The following is a 20,925-nucleotide window of genomic DNA, read 5'->3' as shown; positions in this document are numbered from 1 at the left end:
GGATGGCCGCGATAGCACATCGGCGTCTTGCGCTCGGACGGGTCGATCGAGCCGTCCATCATCCGCAGGTCGCCCCAGCAGCGGAACAGCGGGAACAGCCGGTCCGGGATACCGGCGTCGTTCAGGCGCTTCAGCTCAACCTTGCACCAGTCGGTGATGCGCTGGTTCCGCGCCTTCTGGGCGGCGCGGTAGCGGGTGATGAACTCGTCCGAATATGGCGGGCCGTTGTCCGGGTTGAATGGGTTCAGGCTCTCGTCGGTCGCCACCGGGTCCCACTCGTCCACCACCGAGGCGTCCATCCAGTCGGTCAGCACCTCGGGCCGGCCCTGGTGGGCGTTGAACGAGATGTACAGGTCGCCCTTCGGCAGGGTGTTCAGCGCCTCCAGCCCGGCGCCGCTCACCAGGTCGCCCAGGGTCGGGGCGATGGCCTCGGCCTGGTAGGCGCCCATCAGCGAGCCGCCCCCCGAGTTGCCCAGGATCACCACCGTCTCGACGCCGGCCGTCTCACGCAGCCAGCGCACGCCTTCGCCGATGTCGATGACCGCATGCTCGAGCAGGAACTGGTCCTCGGCGCCGCGGTAGCGGGTGTTCCAGCCCAGGAAGCCGAACCCGCGGGCCGCGATATAGGGCGCGACGTAGTGTTCCGAGAAATCAACGTTGTAGTGGGTGGCGATAAAGGCGGTCTTCGGCCGCTGGCCCTTCGGCGTCGTGTAGATGCCCTGGCAGGGGTGGCCGCCGGCCATGATGCGCGGCGAGGTGGGCGACACCACCCCGATGAACTCCCGGTCCACCTTGGCCAACAGATCGCTGTCGTCGATGATCACCCGTTCTCTCCCCTGACGTTAGGTCCGCCCTACTGGCCGTGCGGCCGCTTGGCGGCTCGCGCGATGCTTCGTAATCTAATCAATATCCCCGATCCAGAGACAACCGGAGTGAGCCGCCCCATGCAGGCGTTGATGCAGGACTGGTCGCTGACGCTCGACAAGATCTTCGACCACGCCGCCCGCTGGCACGGCGACCGTCCGGTGGTGACCCGCTCGGTCGAGGGGCCGACCACCCGCAGCGACTATGCCACCCTCCACCGCCGCGCCAAGCAGGTCAGCCATGGCCTGAGGGAAATGGGGATCGGCCCCGGCGACCGGGTCGCCACGATGGGATGGAACTCCGACCGCCACCTGGAGGTCTGGTACGGGACCATCGGCATCGGCGCGGTGCTGCACACCCTGAACCCGCGGCTGTTCCCGGAGCAGATCGTCTACATCGCCAACCACGCCGAGGACACGGTGCTGTTCGCCGACCCGGCCTGCGCGCCGCTGCTGGCCGAGCTGCTGCCCCAGTGCCCCACCATCAAGCGGGTGATCTTCCTCAGCGAGGAGGCGCCGCAGACGCCCTTCCCGGCCGAGGCCTACGAGCCCTGGCTTTCGGGCCGGCCGGCCGACGTGGCCTGGGGCGGCTTCGACGAGAACACGGCGGCGGGCCTCTGCTACACCTCGGGCACGACCGGCAATCCCAAGGGCGTGCTCTACGGCCACCGCTCGAACTACCTGCACGCCATGATGACCCTGCAGCCCGACGCGCTGAACCTGTCGGCGCGCGACACGGTGCTGCTGATCGTGCCGATGTACCACGCCAACGCCTGGGGCGTGATGTACTCGGCTCCCATGGTCGGCGCGAAGCTGGTGCTGCCGGGCCAGAAGCTGGACGGCGCCTCGCTACACGAACTGATGGAGACCGAGGGCGTCACCTACTCCGCCGGCGTGCCGACCATCTGGCAGATGCTGTTGGCCCACCTCAAGGAGACCGGCGGCAAGCTCACCACCCTGCAGCGCGTCACGGTCGGCGGCGCGGCCTGTCCCGAAAGCCTGATCCGCACCCTGCGCGACGACTACGGCGTCGACGTCATCCAGGGCTGGGGGATGACCGAGACCTCGCCGCTGGCCACCGTCTCGATCCCCTCGCCCAAGGTGGCCGCCCTGCCCTTCGAGCAGCAGTTGCCCTACAAGCTCAAGCAGGGCCGGCTGATCTGCAATCTAGACCTCAAGCTCGTGGACGATGATGGCCGGCGCCTGCCGCACGACGGCAAGACCTTCGGCCGGCTGATGATCAAGGGCCCGACGATCGCGTCGGCCTACTACGGATCGGAGCCGGGCAGCGCGCTCGACGACGAGGGCTTCTTCGACACCGGCGACGTCTCGACCATCGACGCGGACGGCTACATGCAGATCACCGACCGCGCGAAGGACGTCATCAAGTCGGGCGGCGAGTGGATCAGCTCCATCGACGTGGAGAACATCGCCGTCGGCCACCCCAAGGCCGCCCTCTGCGCGGTGCTGGGCGTGGTGCATCCCAAGTGGGACGAGCGACCGGTGCTGCTGGTCCAGCTCGAACCCGGCCACACCGCAGACAAGCAGGAGTTCCTCGACTTCCTGGACGGCAAGATCGCCCGCTGGTGGATGCCCGACGACGTCCTCTTCGTCGACGAGATCCCCCTCGGCCCGACCGGCAAGATCGACAAGAAGCTGCTGCGCGCCCGCCTCACCGGCTACGAACTGCCGTTCGATCCCAACCTGAAGCGCTAGCCGCGGGAGCCCCGGCCGCCGTCTGCGCGTTTCCCCCGCGGAGGCGACATGATCCAGACCCACGAACAGTTCGAAGCCGCTCTCGACGCGGCGACGCATGTCCTCGAAGACCCGCCCGAACCCGCCACGCCGGCTCACGAACGGCTGATGGCGCTCCTGAAGGACATCGCCGCCTACCGCCCGCAGATCCAGGCGCCCGCCGAGGCCGACGACGACGGCGAACGTGCGCGCCTCGCAAAGCGGCTCGAGGAGTTCGAGAGCAAGGTGGCGCCCAGATACGAGCACGAGTGGCGGCCCATGCTGGGTGACGACATCTGGCCAGAGCGCGCCTAGCGGCTAACTATCGGTCAACTCCCGCCGGACGATGGCGGCGCCGTCCGCCATGGCCTTCAGCTTGCCGAAGGCGACCTCGCGGCTCTGGTACTTCATCCCGCAGTCCGGCGCGATGATCAGGCGCTCGGCGTCGATGTAGGGCAGCGCCTTGCGGATGCGCGCCGCCACCGTTTCGGCGGTCTCGACGTTCGGGTCGTTCAGATCGATGACGCCGTACATGATGGTCTTCGTCGGCAGTTCCTTGAGGATGACCGGATCCAGGTCGGGCTGGGCGGCCTCGATCGAGATGATATCGACGTCCGACGCCTCCAGCTCCTCCAGGAAGGCGTAGCCGCCCGGCTTGCTGGCCCCCTTGTGGACGTGGGCGTAGCCGAAGCAGATGTGCAGCGCCGTGACGCCGCCGACGCCCTTGCAGGCGCGGTTGATGGCCTCGATGGCGAAGCTGCGCGCCTCGTCGGCCTTGGCCTGAAGGTAGGGTTCGTCGAGCTGGACGATGTCGCAGCCGGCGGCGAACAGGTCGCGCATCTCGGCGTTGACAGCGTCGGCGTAGTCGAGGGCCAGGGCGCGGCCGTCCGGATAGTGATCGTTCTGCGCCTGCTGGGTCATGGTGAAGGGGCCGGGGATGGTGATCTTCACCGGGCCGCCCACGCGGGCCTTCAGGAAGGCGGCGTCCTGGGCCTCGATCGGGCCGGTGCGGCGAATCGGGCCGGCGACGCGCGGCACCGGGTTCATGGCGCCGGTGCGGTCCATCGCCATGCCGGGCGGGTCGGTCTCGATGCCGGCCAGGGCGGTGGCCAGGCGGTTGGAATAGCTCTCGCGGCGCATCTCGCCGTCGCCCACGATGTCGATGCCGGCCAGCTTCTGGTCGCTGATGGCGACGAGGGTGGCGGCCTCCTGGGCGTCGGCCAGTTCCTTGGGGTCCTTGATGCGCCACAGCTCCTGGGCGCGCACGCGCGGCGGCAGGCGGCTCTTCAGGCCCTCCCGGTCGATCAGCCAGTCCGGCTGGGGGTAGCTGCCCACGATGGTGGTGGGCAGCAGCGGCAGGCCGGGAAGCAACATGCGCGGTTCCAAAAAGATTAGTATTCTATCCATTTGGTAGGTAGAGCGTTCCGAGCTGTCAACGGAACTGCGTCGCGCAGCGCAAGCTTGGGGCGAGCCAATTGCGGCGCTTTCGCTGTGGTGGAATGGTCGGGGAATGAGCGACACACAATTCTACGCCGATCCGACCAACAGCATCGGCTATCTCACGCGCATCGCATTCCGCTCCTTCTCGCGGGCGCTGGAGGTCCGGACCTCCCCGCACGGCGTCTCCAGCGGCCAGTGGCGGTTCCTCAGGGTGCTCTGGCGCGAGGACGGAATCACGCAGCGCGAGCTGTCGCGCCGGGTGGGGATGCGCGAGCCGACGACGGTGATCGCGCTGAAGAGCCTGGAGCGCTCCGGCTTCGTCACCCGCCGCAAGAGCGAGGAGGACCGGCGCAAGGTGCACGTCTTCCTGACGCCGCAGGCCAAGGCCCTGGAGGCCGTGCTGTTGCCAGCGGTGTCGGAGGTCAACGCCGTGGCGCTGGCGGGCCTGACGCAAGCCGAGATCGAAACCCTTCGAAAGGCCCTCACCCTTGTGGGCCGCAACCTCGCCGCCGACGTGGGCGAGGACACGCCCACCGATTCCGTCGCGTAATCGCCAGAGGACCCAGATGCCCGTCAAGCTCCTCGCCCTCGCCGGCAGCACCCGTGCGGGCTCGCTGAACCAGGCCCTACTGGACCTCGCCGCGAAGGCGGCGCGCGAACGCGGCGCGGAGGTGACGGAGATCCGCCTCAAGGACTACCCGCTGCCGCTATACGACGGCGACCTGGAAGCCAGCGACTTTCCGCAGACCGCCCGGGACCTCAAGGCCCTGTTCTGCGGCCACCATGGCTTCCTTATCGCGAGCCCGGAGTACAACGGCGGCGTCAGCGGCGTCCTGAAGAACGCGATCGACTGGGTCTCGCGCCCGACCGACGGCGAGAACCTGATCGCGCTCAGCGCCTTCCGCGGCAAGGTCGCCGGCCTGATGGCCGCGTCGATCAGCCCGTTCGGCGGCCTGCGCGGCATCACCCATATGCGCCAGGTGCTGGGCACGGTGCAGACGCTGGTCGCCACCGAACAGGTGCTGGTGCCCTTCGCCCATGGCGCCTTCGACGAAAACTGGGCCTTGAAGGAAGCCCTCCCGGCGCAGCTCCTGGGCGGCCTCGCCGCCCGCGTCATCGAACTCGCCGAAAAGCTCCAGCCCCCGGTGAGCTAGGAGCCGGAGCGCCCCTTCATTCGCGACGCCCATAGGCTTCGTCGACCGCGAACTCGCCGAACGGCGAGACCGCCGCACCACCGGGGGAATTGGCCCGCTCGCTGATGGCGAGGAGGTAAGGTCTAGACGTTCTGGGCCCCAAGCCACTTTGCGAGAAGCCGGTTCATGGTGATCGGCTTCTCCAAGGTCGGCAGATGGCCGCAGTCGGCGATTTCCTCGAAGCGGACGCCAGGGATTCCCGTGACGATCTCGTTCACGTGGGCCGGAGTGGTGATCCCATCCTGCGCGCCGCGGACCAGCAGCGTGGGGACGGCGATAGCCTGGAGCGACGGGCGGCTGTCGGCGCGGCCCATGATGGCCCGCTGCTGGCGCAGGAAGGTCTCGGCGCCGGTCTCCGCGGCCATGCGCCGGACGATCGCGAGCAGGTGCTCGTCCTCGCGCCGGGCCGGATGGACGAGGATCGGGATGCGCTCTTCCACCACTTCGGCGAACTTCCCGGCTTCGACGAGGCGGATGTATCCCTGCCGCCGCTCGGTCTGAGCAGGCCCGTCGTTAGGCGCGAGGGTGCCGATCAGCACAAGGCTGAGCACGCGCTCCGGCGCCTGGCGCATGACCTCGAAGGCGGTGAAACCGCCCATGGCGTGCGCAACGAGGTGGAACCGATCCGGCGCCTCGGCCAGCAGCCGGCCCGCCATGCCGGCGATGGTCTCGTCGCGCGCATGGTCCGAGAAGCGGAGGTCGTAATCCGCCGACAGGGCCGCAAGCTGCGGCGCCCAGCATTCGTGGGTCAGCAGTTGGCCGGACGCGAAGACGACGGCGGGTCTCAGGCTGGGACGCGAAGACATCAGACGACCTGGTTGAGCAGCGGCTCGCCGGCCTGGAGGCGGCGGATGTTCTCGAAGGCGGCGGCTAGGCTGCGGTCCAGGGTCTCGGGCGTCAGCCAGGCCTGGTGCGGCGCGACGACGACGTTGGGCAGGCTCAGCAGTGGATTGTCCGGATCCACCGGCTCCCGGTCGAACACGTCGAGCCCGGCGCCGCTCAGTTGGCCCGAACACAGGGCGGACACCAGCGCCGCCTCGTCCACCAGGCCGCCCCGCGCGGTGTTGATCAGGATCGCCCCCTTCTTCATCGAGGCGAGCGCGCCAGCGTCGATCATGTGCTGGGTCTCGGGCGTCAGCGGCAGGTGCAAGGAGACGATGTCGGCCTCGCAGAGCAGCTCGTCCAGGCCCACGAAGCGGCCGGGCAGCTCAGGCTTCGCGCTGCGGGCCGTGTAGATGACCGAGGCGCCGAGCGCTTCCAGCGCCGGGCCGAGGCGAGAGGCCGAACCGCCGTAGCCCACGAAGCCGACCGTGCGCCCGCGAATCTCGCCCACGCCGTCGATAAGGTCGGGATCGGGCTGCCAGCCCTGGCCCTGGCGGGTCAGGGGATCGAGGTAGGAGAGCCGCCGCAGTACCGACAGCATGAGCGCCAGCGTCATCTCGGCCACCGCCTGGCTGTTCGTGCCCGGCATGTTGGAGACCGCCACGCCCGCCGCCTTGCAGGCCTGCAGGTCGATGGTGTTGACCCCCACGCCAAGCTTCTGGACCAGCCGCAATCCCAGCGCGCCGCCGATCATCCGGGCGGTCACGGGCTTCAGGACGTGCAGCAGGACATCGGCGTCCGCGATCTCCCGCGCGAAGGCGTCGTCGTCGAACTCGTCCACCACGACGGCCGATATGCCCGCCGCCCTGGCGTAACCGGCCAGCATGGCGCGGAAGCCGTCCGAGGCGCGATAGTGGAGAACCGCCTTCACCTTAGCGCGCCCCTCACCTGAGCCCCGCCGCGACCGACGCGGCAAAGGCCGACGCACCCGCGAACACCGCGTCCGCCCCCATGGCTTCCTCGATCCGCAGCAGCTCGTTCCACTTCGCCATGCGCTCCGACCGCGAGAAACTGCCGACCTTGATCTGGCCGGCGTCCCAGCCGGTCGCGAGGTGGGCAATGGAGACGTCCTCCGTCTCGCCGGACCGCGCCGACACGATCGCCGCCCAGCCCAATGCCTTGGAGGCGTCCAGGGCCGCCTTCGCCCGGCTGACGGTGCCGGCCTGGTTGACCTTCACCAGAACGGCGTTGCCCGCGCTCGCAGCAGCGGCGGCCCGCACCCGCTCGGCGTTGGTGACCAGGATATCGTCGCCGATGAGTTGGACCTTGTCGCCGTATTGCCGGGTCGCGGCCGCGAAACCCGCCAGGTCGTCCTGGCTCACCGGGTCCTCGATGGACAGGATCGGATAGCGGCGCACCCAGTCCGCCACCCGCTCGACCATCGCCTCGCTGCCATATTCCGCGCGGTCCAGGCCCATGCGGTAGCGCCCGTCGCCGCTGTCCAGCTCGTTGGCGGCTACGTCCAGCGAGATGAACACGTCCTCGCCCGGGCGATGGCCGGACATCTCGATGGACTTCAGCAGCGCGGCCAGGGCGTCCTCGTTGCTGTCGAACATCGGCCACCAGCCGCCTTCGTCGGCGGCGCCCGCGAGCCGGCCGGTCTCCTCCATCAGCCGCCCGCCTGCGCGGAACACGTCGGCGGTGATCTCGAAGGCTTCGCGGATGGTGGACGCCCGGGGGCACATCACCATGAAGTCCTGCACGTCGGTGCGACGGCCCGCATGGGCGCCGCCCCCGAAGATCTGGATCTCCGGCAGCGGGATGCGGACCTTCCGGCCCTGCGCCAGATACGCCCACAGGGGAACGCCCTCGGCCGCCGCTGCCGCGTTCAGCGCGGCCAGCGACACCGCGACGGTGGCGTTACCGCCCAGCCGCGCCAGGTTCGCGGAGCCGTCCGCATCGGTCATCGCCTGGTCCAGGCCCGCCTGGTCGCGCACGTCGCGGCCGACCAGCAGCCTGGCGATCTCGCCGTTCACCGCCGCCGTGGCGCGATCCACACCCATCCCGCCGAACCGCGCGCCGCCATCGCGCAGGTCGATCGCCTCGTGCGCCCCGCGCGAGGCGCCCGCCGGCGCGATGGCCCGCCCGATGGCCCCGCCCTCGAGGGCGACCTCGGCCTCGACGGTCGGTCGGCCGCGACTGTCCCAGACCTGGCGGCCGCGCACGGCGGCGATCGTCGTCTTCATCGTGTCCCCAGAGCTTCCTTCCAGACGCCCGCGAGGGCCGCCATCGCCGGTGTCCCCTCGCCTACAAGACGCCGGGCGACGTCGCGGACGAATCCCTTGTCCTCCGGCGTCCGGAGGTAGTCGGCCGGCGACTTGCCGTCCACGCGCGCCAGGAGGATGGCGGCCGTCAGCGGCGCGGCGCGCGCGTCGAGAGCCGCCGCGCTCTCCCAGTCGATGCCTGGCAGGTAGGCCCGCTGCAGGGCGTAGAAGGCGTCCAGGTAGGCCTCGCGGTGCGCGGGCTTCCAGACGGTCTTCAGCAACAGGTGCGCCGAGCAGAAGGCCAGGTCGAAGGCCGGATCGCCGTACCAGGCGCACTCGGCGTCCAGCAGCACAGGGCCGTTCGGGCCGTGCAGGATGTTCTTCGGACTGACGTCGCCATGCACCAGCGTGATGCGCGCCGACGCGGTCGCATCGGCCAGCGGAACCAGCCGCCAGGCGAGATCGGGGTGAACCTCGGCGCAGTGGCGGAGGAACGGGTCCAGCCGCAGGTCCTCGAACAGGGCGGTCGTCTGGAAGCGGGCCGCGATCTCGGCCGAACCGGCGGCGCCGGCATGGATGGCCGCCAGCAGGCGTCCCACCTGGGCGGCGAAGCCCACATCGACCTTTCCCTCGGCGAGGTCGGCCTTCCAGACACTGTGCGTCACCGGATCATAGAAGCTCATGACGAAGAGGCTGGCCGCCTGATCCTCATACAGGACTTCCGGCACCGCCTCCCCCGCGAATGGTCGCGCCGTCTTCAGCCACTCCACCTCATAGTGCGAGCGCTCGACCGGCGCGCGCCAATCGGCCGACACCCGGAGCTTGGCGAGCGCGCGCTTGACGCAGACCGGCCCCGTCGGCGCCTCCAGCCTGAACACGTCGCTGGAGACGCCGCCGGTCAGGGACTGCAGGCGAGGTTCGGCCTCGCGCGGCAGGAATCCGCCCGCCTTCAAGGCCTCGACGATGTCGTTTTCGGGTGGCACGGTGGCGATAGTTAGAACTCTAAGTGCTTTTGGTCCAGCCGGCGCGGCCGAGCGTCAATTAAATTGACGCAAGCCAGGGCCCGGCGTTTATTGTACGCAACAATGACCGGGCGCCGCGCCCGGCAGGAGGACGACATGGCTCAGCCGACCAATCGCGAATTCGACATCCAGGGCGTGAACCACCTGGCCCTGGTCTGCAAGGACATGGCCAAGACGGTGGAGTTCTATCGCGACGTGCTCGGCATGCCCCTCGTCAAGACCCTCGACCTGCCCGGCGGCCGGGGCCAGCACTTCTTCTTCGACATCGGCAACGGCGACTCGCTGGCCTTCTTCTGGTTCCCGAACGCCCCCGAGGCGGTGCCCGGCGTGTCGGCCCCGGCGGAGCTGCCGGGGGGCGGCAATATCGCGTCGGCGCACGGCTCGATGAACCACATCGCCTTCAATATCCCGGCCGAGAAGTTCGACGAGTATGTCGAGAAGCTGAAGGCCAAGGGCGTCAAGCTCGGCAAGGTTCTGAACCACGACAATTCCGAGACCCAGGTCGCGGCCGAGATGCACGACGACGTCTTCGTCCGCTCGGTCTACTTCTGGGATCCGGACGGCGTGATGCTGGAGTTCGCGTCGTGGACGCACCAGGGCTTCACCGACCGCGACGTCGCGCACGAGGCCGTCGATGCGGAGGGCCGCAAGTCGCGTCCCGTCGTGCTGAAGGCCGAGAAGCTGCTGGCGGAAAACGACTCTCGGGCGCTCGAAGCCGCGAAGTAGGGCCCCCAGGCCGATCGCCTCCCTGCCGCAACGTGAACGACGCGGCGGGAGGCGATTGACACCAACCCTTAGCAATCTAATTATGCGTCCAACGCCAATGAGGAAGGCGCGGATGTATCCCTTCGCCGCCGGTCTCTATGCTCCGCGCAACCGATGGTACGTCGCGGCCCGATCCTCGGAGATCGGCCGCGCGCCGCTGGAGCGTTTCATCCTCAACCAGCCGGTCGTCTTCTACCGGACCGAAGCCGGCGAGCCGGTGGCTCTGGACGGCCGCTGTCCGCACCGAGGCTACCCGCTGGGCAAGAGCCGTCTGGAGGGCGACGCCATCGTCTGCGGCTGGTGAAGGAGATGATCCGCGGCGAGCCGCCACCTTCCGGCGCGCAGTCGCACAGCGCTAGCCGATCTAGAAGCGTCGGCTCAAGCGTATGACGACCGTCAAGTAAATTGACACTTTGCGCACACAGGCGCAGATAGTCCGCGAAACGTTCGACCAACAGAACGCAATACACATCCAGAGGGGGAGACGGCGATGATCGCCCGGCTGCTACTGTCCACCACCATGCTCGTCAGCCTGTGCGCGGGCTCTGCCCTCGCCGCGGAAGCGGAAGACGAGAGCTCCACGCTCGGCGAGGTGGTCGTCACCGCCCAGAAGCGCGAGCAGAAGCTGCAGGACGTTCCGATCTCCATGGAGGTCGTGTCCGGCGAGAAGCTTTCGGACTTCGCGACCAACGACTTCAAGCAGATGGTGAAATTCACGCCGAACGTCTCGGTCGAGACCACGGCGGGCAACGACACCATCTACATCCGCGGCTTCGGCTCGCCCCCCGCGAACTTCTCGTTCGACCAGGCCGTGTCGCTGTACATGGACGGCGTCTACGCCGGCCGTAACCGCCAGGCCCAGGCGCCCTTCTTCGACCTGGCGCGCGTGGAAGTGCTTCGCGGGCCGCAAGGCGCGCTGTTCGGCAAGAACACGCCCGCCGGCGCGGTCAGCATCGTCTCGGCCGGCCCGACGTCCTCCTTCGAAGGCAGCGTCACGGCGCTGTACAACTTCAACCTCGAAGGCCCCGAAGTCTCGGGCTACGTCTCCGGGCCGATCACCGACAAGATCGGCGCGCGCCTGGCGGTGAAGCTGCTGGACCAGGATGGCTACATCAAGAACCGCGCGACGGGCCACGACGACCCGGGCAACAAGATGGCCCTGGCGCGCCTGACCCTGCGGTTCGCGCCGACCGACGACTTCGACTACACGCTGAAGACCGAATACAGCGACCGGCAGGTGAAGGGCGGCCTCACGGTCTCCAGCCCCCTCACCGCGTCGCAGAACCCGCACAAGACACGCTATCTGCAGCAGTCGGCCCTGGGTCCGGAAGGCACCGAGGCGACGTCCTGGCTGGTGTCGGGCACCGGCAACCTGTCGATCGGGGACTTCACCCTGACGTCGGTGACCGGCTACTCGTTCTTCCGCTCGAATATCATCAACGGCTTCGACCAGTCGGTCCCGAACGGCAACGGCGCGGTGACGCCGAACAGCGTCTACAACAGCTATCCCGAGCACTTCCGCCAGTGGTCGCAGGAAGTCCGCCTGCTCTCCCCGACCGGTCAGAAGCTGGAGTACGTGGTCGGCGCGTACTATGACACCGCGCTCTACCAACTGACCCAGCTCGGCGGGTTCAACATCGCCTCGCTGAACTACTTCGGCCTGCTCAACACCGAGTTCCGCCAGCGCAGTCAGACGCTGTCGGCCTTCGCCCAGGCCACGTACCACGTGACCGACCAGTTCCGGCTGATGGGCAGCCTGCGCTACACCACCGTCGACAAGCGCGGCCACTTCTTCGGGCGACTGCTGTACGGCCCGTTCGCCCTGCGTCCGGTCAGCGCCGTGGCCAACGGCAAGATCAACAACGAAGACAACTGGGATCCGTCGATCACGGCGCAGTACGACATCACCCCGCAGATCATGGTCTACGCGACCTATGGCCGGGGTTCGAAGTCGGGCGGCTTCGTGTCGAACACCTACGGCACGACCAACGCGACGTTCATCTACAAGCCGGAGAAGTCGGAGAACCTCGAGGCGGGCGTCAAGTCCACCCTGGCCGACGGCCGCGTGGTCCTGAACGTCTCGATCTACGACACCAGCTTCAAGAACCTGCAGGTGTCGGTCTACAATCCGACGATCTCCACCTACCAGACCGGCAACGCCGCCAGCGCAACCTCTCAGGGCATCGAAGGCTCGGCCGCGTTCTATCCCGCCAAGGGCCTCGATTTCACCGTGGCGGCGGCCTACCAGGACGCCAAGTACGACAACTTCCCCGGCGCGGCGTGCTTGGCCACCCAGCCGATCACGCAATGCAACCCGGCGGTCCCCGCCAGCATCGCGGCCAACAACATCAAGGGCGCGCCGCTTCCCTACACCTCGAAGTTCAGCTTCTCGGCGCAAGGGCACTACCGCCACGAGTTCGGCAACGACATGGCGCTCGACACTACCGTCGCCGTGCACGGCCGCTCGAAGTACTTCGACAGCGACAACGAAAGCCCGCTGTTCGGCCGCCAGAAGGGCTACGCCAAGCTGGACGCCCGCGTGCAGTACGGCCCGACCGATGAGCGCTGGCACGTGGCCGTCGTCGGCAAGAACCTAACCGACGAGCTGACCACCGGCAGCGCCTTCAACCTGCCCGCACCGATCACCGCCGCGCCGCGCGCGATCCTCTATCTTGAGGAAACCCGCAGCGTCGCCATCGAAGGCGGCCTGAAGTTCTAGTCCGAGGAAGGGCGGCGAGCGTGAATTCCGAAGCGCTCGCCGTTCGCCTCGCCCTGACCGATGCTGTCACCGCCTACGCCATGGCGCTGGACGCCGGCGATTGGGCGGTGTTCCGCGCTCTTTTCGAAGACGAGATCGAGGTCGACTACAGCTCCCTCGGCTCGATCCACACGAAGATGCCGGCCCAGGCCTGGGCGGACCGCTGCCGCGTCCTGGGCGCCTTCGACGCCACCCATCACAAGGTCACCAATTTCCAGGTCGAGATCGCCGGCGAGACGGCGACCGTGACGTCCTACGTCGACGCGGCCCACTTCATCGGCGAGCTGCAGGGCTTCGCCTGCGGGACCTACGTCCACCGTTTCCGCCGCCACGGCGCCACGTGGAAGATCGTCGCCTGTGCCTTCCGGCTGGCGGGCCACCAGGGCGGGCGCGCGGCGTTCGACGCCGCTTTCGACGCGGCCCGCGCAAGGTTCGAGAGCGCCTCATGATCGACGTCCACTTCGTGCCGACGCCCAACGGCCACAAGGTCAGCATCATGCTGGAGGAAACGGGCCTGCCTTATCGGCTGATCCCGTACGACATGCTGGCCGGCGACCACCTGAAGCCCGAGTACCGGGTCGTGAACCCCAACCATCGGCTCCCGGGCATCGTCGACCACGATCCCGTGGGCGGCGGCGCCCCGTTCAGCGTAATGGAGTCGGGCGCCATCCTGCTCTACCTGTCGGAGAAGGCAGGGGGCGCCTTCGTCCCCACCGACCCACGCGGCCGCTCGCTCTGCCTGCAATGGCTGATGTGGCAGATGTCGGGCCTCGGCCCTTCGCACGGCCAGGCCCATCACTTCGTGCGCTATGCCCCCGAGGGCCAGGACTATGGCGTCGCCCGCTACACCAACGAGGCCAAGCGCCTGCTGGCGGTGCTGAACCGCCGGTTGGCCGATGCCGAATACCTGGCCGGCGAATACTCGGTCGCCGACATGGCAGCCTGGCCCTGGGTGCGTGCGACCCGCGCCATCGCCCTGGACCTCGCGCCTTACGCGCACATCGGCCGCTGGTTCGCCGCCGTCGGCGACCGCCCCGCCGTCCAGCGCGGGACCGAGGTCAAGAACGCCCCCAACCTCGCGAGCCTGCGTCCGACGCTGACGCCCGAGCAGTGGTCCAACCTCTTCGGCGAGAACATGCTGAAGAGCGCGGAGGCGTGAGCCGAAGCGCGCCCTCCGGCTCGTCGTCGCCCGGCTCGTCCCGGGAATCCAGACGCGCGGGTGCTCGGCGGATCTGCCTGGACGTTCAGCGCATCTGGATGGCCAGGACGAGCCCGGCCATGACGAGCCCTGATGGGGAAAGCTCAGCCGCCCTCGTCATGTCCCCACTGGCGTTCGATCTTCCCGTCGACGTGCCGGACGGCCACCCAGTCGCCGCCGGGGAGGCTGTCGTCCTCGACGAGGTCGATCACCGCCGCGGCGATGTCCTCCGGCATGCACATGGCGTTGTTGGCCAGGATCGGCGCCATCCACGGCGCGTAGTCGCCGTCGGCCCCGGTCTTCTTCAGGATCGGCGTCTTCGTCAGCCCCGGCAGCACGCCGCAGACGCGGACGTTCCAGCTCTCCTTCAGGCTGGCGCAACTGCGGGTGAACATCATCACCCCGGCCTTGGTGGTCGCGTACATCACGTCCGAGAAGCCCTTGCCCAGCGCCACCGTCGAGACGGTGTTGACGATCACCCCGCCGCCCCGCGCCCGCATCGCGTTAGCCGCGATCTGGGTCGCCGCGACCAGCGACGTCAGGTTCACGTCGATGATCCACTGCAGCCGCTCGACCGGCGCATCGGGAAACTGCGGCGTCCCCAGGACGACGCCGGCGTTGTTGTACAGCACGTCGTAGCCGCCCTCGTCGGCCAGCGCGGCCATCCACCCTTGAACGGCCTTCAAGTCGGCCAGGTCGACGATCCAGCTACGGGCGCGCGTCTGGAGGCCAAGTTCGTCGATCAGACGGATCGTCTCGGCCATGCCTGGCTCGTCCACATCGGCGATGTGGATCACGCTGGCCCGCTTCGCTGCGAAGGCGAGCGCTGCGGCGCGGCCGATGCCCGCGGCCGCACCGGTGACGACGCACGTCCTGCCCTCGATCTCCATGGCGTCCAACTCCCTTGCTCTCGTTGCAGCCAGCCTAGCCCGCAGCGGATTGAACCGTAAACTTGATTGACACTAGGGGACCCCGCCATAGGGTGGCCCGCAAGGCGCGACACGACGCCGTTGGGAGTGAGATGGACCAGGCCGCCACAGCCGCGATCAGCCCACCCGTCGCCACGGCCCGCCCGGGGCGGACGCTGGCGCTCCTGCTGCTGACAGCGGTCGGCACGGTGAACTTCGTCGACCGCCAGATCCTCTCCGTCCTGGCCGAGCCGATCCGTCAGGAACTGCATCTCAGCGATACCCAGCTCGGCCTGTTGACCGGCCTGTCCTTCGCGCTGTTCTACGCGGTGATGGGCGTGCCCGCCGCGATGCTGGCGGATCGGGTCCACCGCGTCCGCCTGGTGGCGTTGGCGTGCCTCATCTGGAGCGGCTTCACGGGCGCCTGTTCGCTGGCAGGGTCGTTCTGGCAGCTTACCCTGGCTCGCTTCGGGGTGGGGGTCGGCGAGGCCGGCGGCACGGCGCCCTCGCTCTCGATCCTGGCCGACTACTACCCACCGTCCCAACGGGCGGCGGTGATCGGCCTCTTCACCTGCAACGGTCCGCTCGGCGTCTTCGTGGGCGCCAGCCTGGGCGGCTGGGCGGCCGAACAGTACGGCTGGCGCGGAGCCTTTGTGATGGTCGCCGCCATCGGCGCCGTCGCGGCGCTGTTGCTGGCCCTGTTCGTCCGCGAGCCCATACGCGGCGCGCTCGACCCGGCCCCCGCGACGCCACAGGCGCCGGCCCGACTCGGGCCCACGCTCGCACTCTTCATGTCGCGGCCGAGCCTGCGCCTGCTGCTGCTCGCCAGCGGCCTCTCGGCCTTCGTCAGCTACGGCATGCTGAACTGGATTCCGGCCTATCTGATGCGCGTGCAGCAGATGCCACTCGGCGAAGTGGCCAAGTGGTTCGGGCCCGCCGCCGGGCTCTGCATGGGCCTCGGCATCTGGGGCGGCGGAGCCCTCGTGAACTGGCTGGGCAAGCGCGATCTGCGGGCCTTCGCCTATGTCCCCGGCCTGGCGGTGCTGGTCACCGCGCCGACCCTGGCGCTGGCGGTGATGGCTTCGTCCTGGCAGGTCTCGCTGCTGCTGATGCTGGTCCCAATGATCGCCTGCACGATGTTCACCGCCCCCGTCCTGGCGCTGGTGCAGAACCTGATGCCCGTGAACGCGCGCGCGACGGCCACGGCGCTCGTGTTGCTGGCCTTCAACATCGTGGGGCTGGGCGGCGGGCCGCTGGTGATCGGCATCGTCAGCGACGCGCTGTCGGCCGCCGGCGCCGAGGCGCCGCTGCGCACCGCCCTGCTCTGCGCGACGCCTGTCGCCGTGCTCTCCGCCCTCGGCTACTGGGCCGTGACACGTGTCGTGAGCCGCGACGCCGAAGCCGCTCTCAAGGAAGCCGCCGCATGAAGGACCTGCAGGACAAGACCGCCTTCGTGACCGGGGGCGCCAGCGGCATTGGCCTGGAGACCGCCCGCGCGCTGGCGAAACGCGGCGTCCGCCCGATCCTGGCCGACATCGAGGGCGCCCGGGCCGAAGCCGCAGCCGCCGAACTGCGAGCCGAAGGCGCCGACGCCATCGGCCTGCAGCTCAACGTGGCCGAGGAGGCCGACTGGGCGCGCGCCGGCGAGGAAGCGGCGAAGTTCGGCGACGTCCGCATCCTGTTGTCGAACGCCGGCGTCGGCGGCGGCTCCGGCAAGTTCGAGACCTACGACACCGACGTCTGGCGCTGGGCCTATGCCGTCAACGCCCACGCCCACCTCTACGCCTGCCGCACGTTCCTGGACGGCATGAAGGCGGCGGGCGAGCCGACCCACCTGGCCATCACCGCCTCGATGGTCGCCATCGTGCCGCCGCCTATCTCGGTGGCCTACATCTCCTCGAAGTTCGCGACCCTGGGCATCGCCATGGCGCTGCGCAACGAGTTGGCCGACACCGACGTCGGCATCTCGGTGCTGTGCCCGGGCATGTCCGCCACCAACATCGTCGCCACCACCGCCAAGCTGCGACCCGGCGCAAGCGAGCAGGGCGCCGCGGCCCAGACGGCACAGAACATGTCCGGGGTGCTGGCCGGGGGCATGGCGCCCGGCCCCATCGGCGAGCGGGTGGCCCGCGCCATCGAAGCCGGCGAGTTCTTTATCTTCACCCACCCCGAGTGGAAGGTCATGGCCGAGGCCGGCTTCGCCGAGATGCTGGCCGCCTTCGGGGAGTCCGCCGACCCGGCCTATCCGGGCGACGACATCGCGAGCCTGGTGGCGGCGAACGGCGCCAAGCGCATGAACGTGGCGGTCGGCCGCTAGAACCCCTTCAGAGGAGAACACCCATGTCCGAGCTCGACGACATCCGCATGTTGGCGAAACGCTTCTTCGACTGCGTGGAAGCGGGCGACATCGACGGCCTGGTGGCGTGCTACGCGCCCGACGCCGAGATCTGGCACAACACCGACGAACTGATCCAGGGCCCGGAAGACAACAGGAAGACCCTGGCCGGCATGGTCACCCGCATCGTCGACCGCGTGTACGACGACCGCCGGGTGGAGGTGTTTCCCGGCGGCTTCGTCCAGCAGCACGTCCTGCGCGGAACCCGCGTCCAGGACGGCGTGCGCGTCAACCTGCCGGCCTGCATCGTCTGCGCCGTGAAGAACGGCAAGATCACCCGCCTGGACGAGTACTTCGACTCCGCCCGGGTCGCCGAATTCCGCAAATACGCCTGAAATTTCGAGGAAACCTCAGATGCCCGTCCTGAAGCAGATCCCCCGCGCCGAAGTGACCTCGGAGGTCGTGAAGGCCTACTACGACCGCCTGTTCGGCCCCGACCGCGACCCGGTGGCCAGCCCCGGCACCGCCACCGGCACGCCCGGCGACTGGTGGACGGTCTTCGCCATCGCGCCCGACATCTTCAAGCACGCCGTCGACGGCTTCGCGGTCTACCGCCACCCCGACCGCAAGCTGGACCCCGTCCTGCGCGAACTGGGCCAGACCCGCGCCGGATGGGTTAAGGGCAGCCAGTTCGTCTATTCCCAGCACTGCAAGTCGCTACGTGGCCTGGGTGTCTCGGACGAGAAGATCGCCGCCATCCCGCACTGGCAGGTGTCGGAGGTCTACAACGACCAGGAGCGCGCGGTCCTGGCCTACGCCGACTGCCTGACCTCGGGCGACGGCCGCACCCCGCTTGAGGTGTTCGAGAAGCTCCGCACCTTCTGGGGCGACGAGGAGATCTTCGAGTTCACGTACATCACGACCCTGTACGCCATGCACGCCGTGATCACCCGCGCCCTGCGCATGGAGTACGACAACCGCGAAGATCCGATCGTCGAGGTCGCCGCGCCGGAAGGCTTCAACGCGTCGGACTTCCTGAGCCCCAACAGGACGAGGTAGCCCAAGAGTCGCCTCGCGGCGTACATCTGGCGTTCTCGTGCGCCGCGAGACTTCGCAGAATTTTGCGCAGGGCCGACGCCGAGCAAGGCTTGATCGGCGTGTAGCTGGTCGATGGGCCCTGCCCATCGTCTCGTGGGCGTCGCAGTTGTCGCGCCGGCCTCCGCGAACGCCGATACACGTAAACCACTGATTAACCAAGATTCACGCCCCGGACTCGCGCCTTAGGGGAGCGATGAGAGCGCATCTTGAGATCGACGTATCCTCGTTCTCTACCTACAGACGGGGATCTGTGATGAAGAAGTTTCTTACGACGGCTGCGGTGGCGGCGGCGGCCCTGGCCGCGGCGAACGCGGCGTCGGCCGCGGTGATCATCACGCAAGGCAACCTGCCCGGCAGCCTGGACACGGTGCTGATCGACGGCGCCGACACCGGGACCGACAATGTGATCCTGGGCCTCAGCAACGAAGGCTGGACGGTCCAGGTCACCGGCGACGAAGTGATCGTCCCGTCGAACCACGGCGGCGGCCAGGTTTGGGTCGCGGGCGCCGACGGCGGCTTGACCTACCTCGACATCTCGACCCCGGGCGCGACGTTCACGGCCGCCGAGATCAACATCAACGCGCCGCGGCAAACCTTGTGGTCGATCACGCTGCAAGGCTTCAACGCCGCCGGCGTGGCGTTCACCCAGTACGTCGACAAGAACATGAACCCCTACCCCGCCGGTCCGGTTGGGTTCGAGGACATCACGAACAACAGCTTCTTCAACTTCAAGGCGACGGACGGTGACGTGTTCACGCACGTCAGTTTCCAGACGTCCGGGGACGTGGCCGTCGGCCAGATCCGCCTCGGCGCGCTGACCGCCGTGCCGGAACCCACCACGTGGGCGCTGATGATCCTGGGCTTCGGCGCTGCGGGGGCCGCCCTGCGTCGCCGCCGAATGGTTCTCGCGTAGAGACCCCGTAAACTCGACGCGACGAAGGAGGCCCCGGTGTCCCGTGCCGGGGCCTTATTCGTTTCCGCTTCAGCGAGCGCCGCGAGCCGAGAGCCGCACGGCCGCCGCCAGCGGTGAGGCGAACGGAACGACGCCCAACGCCTGACGCACCGCATCGAGGGGCAAGTCCAGCAGCTCGCGCCAGGCCACACCAAGCAGAGGCGGTGTCTGGCGGCCGTGAAGCCAGCCGCGGAACACGCTCTCCAGCACGATTTCCAGCCCCGCTGGCCGCTCGATGGCCACCGTCGCCATGGTGAGCGCGAGGACCACCGAGGAATAATGATGGCCGAATTGCGCCGTCTGGAACGCCGCCAGCGCCAGCTCGTCGAGTTCGGCGTGGCTGTATCCGCCGACCACCGCCCAGGCGACGTGGCTCTCGAGGATGCGGGCGTTGAGATAGCCCAGCGGCGGCGGCATCCGGTCGAACCCCCACTCCGCCGGGTGGATGCAATCTTGTTGCTGCTCCCGCAGCATGGCCTCGCGATAGATGAGGCCGCCCAAGTGGCTCGGAGCCGCGTGAGCCAGTTCGCGGACGTCTAGGTGTTCGAGAAGCCCCTTGGCCGCCGCCTCGCGCGCGCCGCGATAGTCGAGCGCCGTCGCCGCGACGCGCTCGTCCAATTGCTTGTCGAGCAGGCGCGTCAGCCTGATCGCCGCCCGGGTGAACGGGACCCGGCGCCGCTCGGCGGCCGCCCCCTCGAGAAGCTTCCAGAAATCCCGCCAGAAGGCGTCGGGCGGACCGTTGTCCCGGGTGTTGCGGGTGCTTGGCGGATAGACTTGGCCTGAAAGCCAGCCATGCGCGGCCGCGTCGTACACGTCGAGCAGCCGTTCGGGGGTGCAGACCGAAACATGCAGAAGCTTGGCCGCGAGCGCGCGCAGGCCAAGGCCGGTCACGTCACGCCGAAGCCCCGCGGCCAGGGCTCCAGCGTCCCCACGGCCGCCGACGGCCATGATCTGGAACGCCTGCCGGACGGAGTCCTCGATGGTCAGCGCTGGCATGGACCGCCCCCCCTGCGTTCCTGCGTGCGGCATCGGCCTTCCCTCCGCGGGTGCGGGTTCGACCCTCACTCCGATAGTTCGAGAATGAATGATGTTATGATTTAAATTGCCCACCCGATAGGGACCGGCGGTTGCAGGTCCTCGGCCCACAGGCTTGCTTGCGTCGGCTCGTCGTCGGCCCTGGAAGGGGCGGGGGCGATCCGGCAGGGTGGCGACATGCCGACCGCACCGCCCGTCCATCTCAGCTTCGCTGCGGAAGTCATCGTGTGGCGGGGGCCGGCGCCCTATTTCTTCGCGCCGCTGCCGGCCGACGGCGCCGAAGAGATCCGCCGCGTCGCCCGCGCGGCCAGCTATGGGTGGGGGGTGATCCCGGTGGAAGCCACGATCGGCGAGGCGGTCTTCACCACCTCGCTTTTCCCACGCGACGGAACCTACCTGCTGCCGTTGAAGGACGCCGTGCGCCACAAGGCGAACGTTACGGCAGGCGACCGGATCGCCGTGGAGATGATCGTGCGGCTCCCCGAGCGCTGACGGATCGGCGGCGTCCCCCGCCACCAATGCGCGGCGGCGGGGGAGG

The 20,925-nt window shown here is 68.6% G+C and carries 23 protein-coding genes; 15 read left to right on the top strand and 8 right to left on the bottom strand.

Annotated elements, in window-relative coordinates; translation table 11 throughout:
• A partial coding sequence (locus tag Q0L11_RS24310; protein ID WP_296600778.1) for a hypothetical protein occupies window positions 1-824 on the bottom strand: 824 nt, incomplete at its 3' end.
• Between the two features lie 120 nt (window positions 825-944).
• Between Q0L11_RS24310 and Q0L11_RS24305 the strand changes: the two genes are divergently transcribed.
• Window positions 945-2,579: a long-chain-fatty-acid--CoA ligase gene (locus Q0L11_RS24305; RefSeq protein WP_296600779.1), complete on the top strand. Its 1,635-nt coding sequence runs from the start codon at window positions 945-947 to the stop codon at window positions 2,577-2,579.
• A 48-nt stretch (window positions 2,580-2,627) separates the two neighbouring features.
• On the top strand, window positions 2,628-2,912 hold the full coding sequence (locus Q0L11_RS24300; protein WP_296600776.1) for a hypothetical protein: 285 nt from the start codon (window positions 2,628-2,630) through the stop codon (window positions 2,910-2,912).
• A gap of 3 nt (window positions 2,913-2,915) precedes the next feature.
• Here the strand turns inward: Q0L11_RS24300 and Q0L11_RS24295 are convergent, their stop codons facing one another.
• On the bottom strand, window positions 2,916-3,971 hold the full coding sequence (locus Q0L11_RS24295) for a hypothetical protein (protein ID WP_296600775.1): 1,056 nt from the start codon (window positions 3,969-3,971) through the stop codon (window positions 2,916-2,918).
• Window positions 3,972-4,107: 136 nt separating this feature from the next.
• Here Q0L11_RS24295 and Q0L11_RS24290 point away from each other — a divergent pair, with 136 nt between their 5' ends.
• Together Q0L11_RS24290 and Q0L11_RS24285 are read left to right on the top strand one after the other, a co-directional pair.
• The gene (locus tag Q0L11_RS24290) at window positions 4,108-4,587 is read left to right on the top strand and encodes a MarR family winged helix-turn-helix transcriptional regulator (protein WP_296600773.1); all 480 of its coding nucleotides are present in this window, start codon (window positions 4,108-4,110) and stop codon (window positions 4,585-4,587) included.
• Window positions 4,588-4,603: 16 nt separating this feature from the next.
• Window positions 4,604-5,191, top strand: a complete 588-nt coding sequence (locus Q0L11_RS24285) for an NADPH-dependent FMN reductase (RefSeq protein WP_296600772.1) — start codon at window positions 4,604-4,606, stop codon at window positions 5,189-5,191.
• Window positions 5,192-5,313: 122 nt separating this feature from the next.
• Here the strand turns inward: Q0L11_RS24285 and Q0L11_RS24280 are convergent, their stop codons facing one another.
• Genes Q0L11_RS24280 through Q0L11_RS24265 form a run of 4 tightly spaced genes read right to left on the bottom strand, consistent with a single transcriptional unit; the run spans window position 5,314 to window position 9,299 of the window.
• Window positions 5,314-6,036 carry an alpha/beta fold hydrolase gene (locus Q0L11_RS24280; RefSeq protein WP_296600770.1) on the bottom strand — a complete coding sequence of 241 codons (723 nt, stop codon included), beginning with the start codon at window positions 6,034-6,036 and terminating at the stop codon, window positions 5,314-5,316.
• The gene (locus Q0L11_RS24275; protein ID WP_296600769.1) at window positions 6,036-6,983 is read right to left on the bottom strand and encodes a D-isomer specific 2-hydroxyacid dehydrogenase family protein; all 948 of its coding nucleotides are present in this window, start codon (window positions 6,981-6,983) and stop codon (window positions 6,036-6,038) included. The genes Q0L11_RS24280 and Q0L11_RS24275 overlap by 1 nt, the downstream gene beginning before the upstream one ends.
• Before the next feature lie 13 nt (window positions 6,984-6,996).
• On the bottom strand, window positions 6,997-8,298 hold the full coding sequence (gene eno, locus Q0L11_RS24270; RefSeq protein ID WP_296600767.1) for a phosphopyruvate hydratase: 1,302 nt from the start codon (window positions 8,296-8,298) through the stop codon (window positions 6,997-6,999).
• Complete coding sequence (locus tag Q0L11_RS24265; protein ID WP_296600766.1) at window positions 8,295-9,299, bottom strand: aminoglycoside phosphotransferase family protein; 1,005 nt, start codon at window positions 9,297-9,299, stop codon at window positions 8,295-8,297. The genes eno and Q0L11_RS24265 overlap by 4 nt, the downstream gene beginning before the upstream one ends.
• A gap of 135 nt (window positions 9,300-9,434) precedes the next feature.
• Between Q0L11_RS24265 and Q0L11_RS24260 the strand changes: the two genes are divergently transcribed.
• The 5 genes from Q0L11_RS24260 (at window position 9,435) to Q0L11_RS24240 (ending at window position 14,020) form a co-directional block, all read left to right on the top strand.
• Window positions 9,435-10,064 carry a VOC family protein gene (locus Q0L11_RS24260; protein ID WP_296600765.1) on the top strand — a complete coding sequence of 210 codons (630 nt, stop codon included), beginning with the start codon at window positions 9,435-9,437 and terminating at the stop codon, window positions 10,062-10,064.
• A gap of 112 nt (window positions 10,065-10,176) precedes the next feature.
• Window positions 10,177-10,407: a Rieske 2Fe-2S domain-containing protein gene (locus tag Q0L11_RS24255; RefSeq protein WP_296600764.1), complete on the top strand. Its 231-nt coding sequence runs from the start codon at window positions 10,177-10,179 to the stop codon at window positions 10,405-10,407.
• Between the two features lie 186 nt (window positions 10,408-10,593).
• Window positions 10,594-12,822 carry a TonB-dependent receptor gene (locus tag Q0L11_RS24250; protein ID WP_296600762.1) on the top strand — a complete coding sequence of 743 codons (2,229 nt, stop codon included), beginning with the start codon at window positions 10,594-10,596 and terminating at the stop codon, window positions 12,820-12,822.
• 20 nt (window positions 12,823-12,842) lie between these two features.
• Window positions 12,843-13,310, top strand: coding sequence for a nuclear transport factor 2 family protein (locus Q0L11_RS24245; RefSeq protein WP_296600760.1), 468 nt, complete (start codon window positions 12,843-12,845; stop codon window positions 13,308-13,310).
• On the top strand, window positions 13,307-14,020 hold the full coding sequence (locus Q0L11_RS24240; RefSeq protein ID WP_296600759.1) for a glutathione S-transferase N-terminal domain-containing protein: 714 nt from the start codon (window positions 13,307-13,309) through the stop codon (window positions 14,018-14,020). Before Q0L11_RS24245 ends, Q0L11_RS24240 begins: the two co-directional genes overlap by 4 nt.
• Window positions 14,021-14,163: 143 nt before the next feature.
• On the opposite strand, the gene Q0L11_RS24235 is transcribed toward Q0L11_RS24240, so the two are convergent.
• Window positions 14,164-14,949 (bottom strand): SDR family NAD(P)-dependent oxidoreductase, encoded by a 786-nt coding sequence (locus tag Q0L11_RS24235; RefSeq protein WP_296600757.1) that lies wholly within the window; start codon window positions 14,947-14,949, stop codon window positions 14,164-14,166.
• Between the two features lie 131 nt (window positions 14,950-15,080).
• On the opposite strand from Q0L11_RS24235, the gene Q0L11_RS24230 reads away from it, so the two are divergent.
• The 5 genes from Q0L11_RS24230 to Q0L11_RS24210 all read left to right on the top strand — a co-directional run bounded on the left by Q0L11_RS24230 (window position 15,081) and on the right by Q0L11_RS24210 (window position 19,313).
• Window positions 15,081-16,394 carry an MFS transporter gene (locus Q0L11_RS24230; RefSeq protein ID WP_296600755.1) on the top strand — a complete coding sequence of 438 codons (1,314 nt, stop codon included), beginning with the start codon at window positions 15,081-15,083 and terminating at the stop codon, window positions 16,392-16,394.
• Entirely contained in the window at window positions 16,391-17,284 is an 894-nt protein-coding gene (locus Q0L11_RS24225) for an SDR family oxidoreductase (protein ID WP_296600753.1), read from the top strand. Before Q0L11_RS24230 ends, Q0L11_RS24225 begins: the two co-directional genes overlap by 4 nt.
• 23 nt (window positions 17,285-17,307) lie before the next feature.
• Window positions 17,308-17,697, top strand: coding sequence for a nuclear transport factor 2 family protein (locus Q0L11_RS24220; RefSeq protein WP_296600752.1), 390 nt, complete (start codon window positions 17,308-17,310; stop codon window positions 17,695-17,697).
• Window positions 17,698-17,716: 19 nt separating this feature from the next.
• Entirely contained in the window at window positions 17,717-18,361 is a 645-nt protein-coding gene (locus Q0L11_RS24215) for a carboxymuconolactone decarboxylase family protein (protein ID WP_296600750.1), read from the top strand.
• Between the two features lie 292 nt (window positions 18,362-18,653).
• Entirely contained in the window at window positions 18,654-19,313 is a 660-nt protein-coding gene (locus tag Q0L11_RS24210) for a PEPxxWA-CTERM sorting domain-containing protein (RefSeq protein ID WP_296600749.1), read from the top strand.
• A 69-nt stretch (window positions 19,314-19,382) separates the two neighbouring features.
• On the opposite strand, the gene Q0L11_RS24205 is transcribed toward Q0L11_RS24210, so the two are convergent.
• Window positions 19,383-20,348 carry a hypothetical protein gene (locus Q0L11_RS24205; RefSeq protein ID WP_296600748.1) on the bottom strand — a complete coding sequence of 322 codons (966 nt, stop codon included), beginning with the start codon at window positions 20,346-20,348 and terminating at the stop codon, window positions 19,383-19,385.
• Window positions 20,349-20,564: 216 nt separating this feature from the next.
• Here Q0L11_RS24205 and Q0L11_RS24200 point away from each other — a divergent pair, with 216 nt between their 5' ends.
• Window positions 20,565-20,879, top strand: a complete 315-nt coding sequence (locus Q0L11_RS24200) for a DUF1905 domain-containing protein (protein ID WP_296600747.1) — start codon at window positions 20,565-20,567, stop codon at window positions 20,877-20,879.
• Window positions 20,880-20,925 lie beyond the last annotated feature (46 nt).

Origin of the sequence: Phenylobacterium sp., from assembly GCF_024508875.1 — a bacterium.
In the GTDB taxonomy this organism is placed as follows: domain Bacteria; phylum Pseudomonadota; class Alphaproteobacteria; order Caulobacterales; family Caulobacteraceae; genus Phenylobacterium.
Note: the sequence above shows the minus strand (reverse complement) of the source record. Positions and strands in the feature narration are given on the sequence as shown.

Excerpts from the sequence above, each read along its gene's own strand:
- Q0L11_RS24290 (WP_296600773.1), top strand. The coding sequence starts at position 4,108 with ATGAGCGACACACAATTCTACGCCGATCCGACCAACAGCATCGGCTAT.
- Q0L11_RS24250 (WP_296600762.1), top strand. The coding sequence starts at position 10,594 with ATGATCGCCCGGCTGCTACTGTCCACCACCATGCTCGTCAGCCTGTGC.
- Q0L11_RS24210 (WP_296600749.1), top strand. The coding sequence starts at position 18,654 with ATGAAGAAGTTTCTTACGACGGCTGCGGTGGCGGCGGCGGCCCTGGCC.
- Q0L11_RS24240 (WP_296600759.1), top strand. The coding sequence starts at position 13,307 with ATGATCGACGTCCACTTCGTGCCGACGCCCAACGGCCACAAGGTCAGC.
- Q0L11_RS24300 (WP_296600776.1), top strand. The coding sequence starts at position 2,628 with ATGATCCAGACCCACGAACAGTTCGAAGCCGCTCTCGACGCGGCGACG.
- Q0L11_RS24285 (WP_296600772.1), top strand. The coding sequence starts at position 4,604 with ATGCCCGTCAAGCTCCTCGCCCTCGCCGGCAGCACCCGTGCGGGCTCG.
- Q0L11_RS24260 (WP_296600765.1), top strand. The coding sequence starts at position 9,435 with ATGGCTCAGCCGACCAATCGCGAATTCGACATCCAGGGCGTGAACCAC.
- Q0L11_RS24205 (WP_296600748.1), bottom strand. The coding sequence starts at position 20,348 with ATGCCAGCGCTGACCATCGAGGACTCCGTCCGGCAGGCGTTCCAGATC.
- eno (WP_296600767.1), bottom strand. The coding sequence starts at position 8,298 with ATGAAGACGACGATCGCCGCCGTGCGCGGCCGCCAGGTCTGGGACAGT.
- Q0L11_RS24255 (WP_296600764.1), top strand. The coding sequence starts at position 10,177 with ATGTATCCCTTCGCCGCCGGTCTCTATGCTCCGCGCAACCGATGGTAC.
- Q0L11_RS24305 (WP_296600779.1), top strand. The coding sequence starts at position 945 with ATGCAGGCGTTGATGCAGGACTGGTCGCTGACGCTCGACAAGATCTTC.
- Q0L11_RS24295 (WP_296600775.1), bottom strand. The coding sequence starts at position 3,971 with ATGTTGCTTCCCGGCCTGCCGCTGCTGCCCACCACCATCGTGGGCAGC.
- Q0L11_RS24280 (WP_296600770.1), bottom strand. The coding sequence starts at position 6,036 with ATGTCTTCGCGTCCCAGCCTGAGACCCGCCGTCGTCTTCGCGTCCGGC.
- Q0L11_RS24225 (WP_296600753.1), top strand. The coding sequence starts at position 16,391 with ATGAAGGACCTGCAGGACAAGACCGCCTTCGTGACCGGGGGCGCCAGC.
- Q0L11_RS24235 (WP_296600757.1), bottom strand. The coding sequence starts at position 14,949 with ATGGAGATCGAGGGCAGGACGTGCGTCGTCACCGGTGCGGCCGCGGGC.
- Q0L11_RS24230 (WP_296600755.1), top strand. The coding sequence starts at position 15,081 with ATGGACCAGGCCGCCACAGCCGCGATCAGCCCACCCGTCGCCACGGCC.
- Q0L11_RS24200 (WP_296600747.1), top strand. The coding sequence starts at position 20,565 with ATGCCGACCGCACCGCCCGTCCATCTCAGCTTCGCTGCGGAAGTCATC.
- Q0L11_RS24215 (WP_296600750.1), top strand. The coding sequence starts at position 17,717 with ATGCCCGTCCTGAAGCAGATCCCCCGCGCCGAAGTGACCTCGGAGGTC.
- Q0L11_RS24220 (WP_296600752.1), top strand. The coding sequence starts at position 17,308 with ATGTCCGAGCTCGACGACATCCGCATGTTGGCGAAACGCTTCTTCGAC.